General features: G+C 68.3%; 4 protein-coding genes. All 4 read right to left on the minus strand.

The genetic code is table 11. The features are described 5' to 3' along the window. On the minus strand, positions 1 to 1,105 hold a 1,105-nt coding region (paeA, locus tag AC1DOC_RS28280), incomplete at its 3' end, for a polyamine export protein PaeA (RefSeq protein ID WP_478130977.1). A gap of 145 nt (positions 1,106 to 1,250) precedes the next feature. After that, on the minus strand, positions 1,251 to 1,751 hold the full coding sequence (locus AC1DOC_RS28285; RefSeq protein WP_015866983.1) for a cupin domain-containing protein: 501 nt from the start codon (positions 1,749 to 1,751) through the stop codon (positions 1,251 to 1,253). 14 nt (positions 1,752 to 1,765) lie between these two features. Next, complete coding sequence (grxD, locus tag AC1DOC_RS28290) at positions 1,766 to 2,098, minus strand: Grx4 family monothiol glutaredoxin (RefSeq protein ID WP_015866982.1); 333 nt, start codon at positions 2,096 to 2,098, stop codon at positions 1,766 to 1,768. 29 nt (positions 2,099 to 2,127) lie between these two features. Beyond that, on the minus strand, positions 2,128 to 2,715 hold a 588-nt coding region (gene prmC / locus AC1DOC_RS28295; protein ID WP_478130978.1), incomplete at its 5' end, for a peptide chain release factor N(5)-glutamine methyltransferase.

Consider the following 2,715-nt stretch of genomic DNA (forward strand, 5'->3'; position numbering starts at 1 on the left):
CGCGCCCCACGTCCTGGATCGGCGTGACGCCGTCGATCAGCCACGAGTTCTCGTCGCGCTTCACGATCTGTTCCTCGTCGGGCATGGAGACGAGGTCGCCCATCACCGTGCTCATCACGTCGTTGAGCGTGATCACACCCACCACCAGGCTGTATTCGTTGACCACGATCGCGAAGTCTTCGTGCGCCTGCTGGAACTGCTCGAGCACCTCGGTGAGCGTGAGCCGGTCGGGAATGACCAGCGCCTTGTGCAGCGTGAGGCCCTGGTCGAAGGCCAGCGGCTGGCCGCTGAGCACGCGCTGGAACATCTCCTTGGCGTCGACATAGCCGAGCACATGGTCGATGTCGCCGTCGCACACCGGGTAGGCCGAAAAAGGCTCGGCCACGATGCGCGCCCGCAGCACCGATTCGGGGTCGTCGTGCAGGAACCAGGCGATGTTGTCGCGCACCGTCATCACGCTGCTGACCAGCCGCGTGTCGAGTTCGAACACGTTGGCGATCACCTGCTGCTCGCGCACCGCGAGCACGCCCGCGCGCGCACCGGCCTCGGTCATGGCCAGGATGTCGGCTGAGGTGATCTTGTCGTCGCGCACCAGCGGCATGCCCAGCAGCTTGAAGAGCATGTCGGTGGAGCGCGTGAAGAACCACACCAGCGGCTTGAAGGCGGTGATCAGCACCATCATCGGCCCCACCATGCGAACCGCGATGCGCTCGGGGTCGCTCATGCCCAGGCGCTTGGGGAACAGGTCGGCGAACACCAGGAACACCGCGATGACGATCACGAACGAGCACAGGAAGGCCACGTTGGCCGAGGCTTCCACGCTCATCCAGCCTTCGAGGAAGCGCGCGAAGTAGGGGCTGAGCGAGCCCTCGCCGACCACGCCGCCGAGGATCGCCACCGCATTGAGGCCGATCTGCACCACGGTGAAGTAGTGGCCCGGCTGCTCCTGCACGCGCAGCACGCGCTCGGCCCGCGCATCGCCCTCGTCGGCCATCTGGCGCAGGCGCAGGCGCCGCGAGGCGGCCAGCGTGATTTCGGCAAGGGAGAAGAACGCGCTCATCGCGATCAGCAGGACGATGATGAGCAGGCTTTGGGTGAGGGTCATGGTGGCACGGCGAAGTGCACGATGGTGCCATGACCCGGAGCACATTCCAGCGAACACCGCGGAACCGGCTTTGCCGGGCCGCTGGTGTTGCCCCCGGAAGGGGGAGGGAGAAGCGACACGAAGTGCGCGCAGCCTGGGGGAGAGCCTAGACCCCGCCGTGCGGGTGGGTCGGGTCGACCCACAGGACCGATTCGGGTTTTTCTACCGGCTCGATATCRAGATTGATCGCCACCGCCTCGCCGTCGCTGCGGCACAGCACGCATTCGAGCGGCTCGGTGGCGCTGGCGTTGATTTCCTGGTGCGGCACGTAGGGCGGCACGTAGATGAAGTCGCCCGGGCCGGCTTCGGCCGTGAACTCGAGCTTCTCGCCCCAGCGCATGCGGGCCCGGCCGCGCACCACGTAGATCACCGATTCGAGGTGCCCGTGATGGTGGGCGCCGGTCTTGGCGTCGGCATGGATGGTGACGGTGCCGGCCCACAGCTTCTGCGCGCCGACGCGCGCAAAGTTGATGGCCGCGGCGCGGTTCATGCCGGGCGTCTGGGCGGTGTTGGCGTCGAGCTGGTTGGCCGCGATCACGCGCACGCCGTCGTGCTTCCAGGCCGGTGCGGCCTTGCCCTCGTGGCCGTGGCCGTGGTCGTGGCTCATGGCGGGCCGGGAAATCAGGCCGCGTTGCTGCCGCCGCCCAGCACCTGCTGCAGTTCGCCCGACTCGTACATCTCCATCATGATGTCCGAGCCGCCGACGAATTCGCCCTTGACGTAGAGCTGGGGGATCGTGGGCCAGTTGCTGTATTCCTTGATGCCTTGGCGGATGCCGTCGTCTTCGAGCACGTTGACGGTCTTGAGCGTCCTGGTGTCGACGCCGACCGCCTTGAGGATCTGGATGGCGCGGCCGGAGAAGCCGCACATCGGAAAGCTGGCGTTGCCCTTCATGAAGAGCACGAGGTCGTTGGTCTTGACGAGATCGTCGATGCGTTGCTGGGCGTCGGACATGGGAACTCCTGAAAAATGGGCTGGGGGGATTATTTCACCGTGCGCCAGATCCCGCCGGAACAGCGCTGGATGCCGGCAAGGTCGTCGCGGCTTTGCACGTCGGCAAAGCCGCGCGCGCCGAGCAACTGGCGCACGGCCGCGGCCTGGTCGTGGCCGTGCTCGAGCAGCAGCCAGCCGCCGTCCGCCAGGTGCGCGGGGGCCTGCTGCACGATCTGGCGGATGTCGGCCAGCCCGTCGGGGCCGGCCACCAGCGCCGCCAGCGGCTCGTGCTGCAGCGCCGGCAGGTGCGGGTCGCCGGCCGCGATGTAGGGCGGGTTGCTCGCAATGACCGCGTAGCCGCCGGCCGCGCCGTCGAGCCAGTGGGCCTGGCGAAAGCGCGCCGGCAGGCCCAGGCGCTGCGCGTTGGCCTCGGCGACGGCCAGTGCGTCGGCGCTGGCATCGACCGCGTCGACCTGCGCGTCGGGGCGCGCATGCTGCAGCGCCAGCGCGATGGCGCCGCTGCCGGTGCCCAGGTCGAGCACGCGCGGCGCCTTGCGGCCTTCGAGGCATTGCAGGGCCCAGTCGACCAGCGTTTCGGTGTCGGGACGCGGCACCAGCACCCGTGCATCCACCTGCAG

This window comes from Variovorax sp. 01T439_2, assembly GCF_056398445.1.

Coding starts and splice junctions, on each gene's coding strand:
- grxD (WP_015866982.1), bottom strand. CDS start 2,098: ATGTCCGACGCCCAGCAACGCATCGACGATCTCGTCAAGACCAACGAC.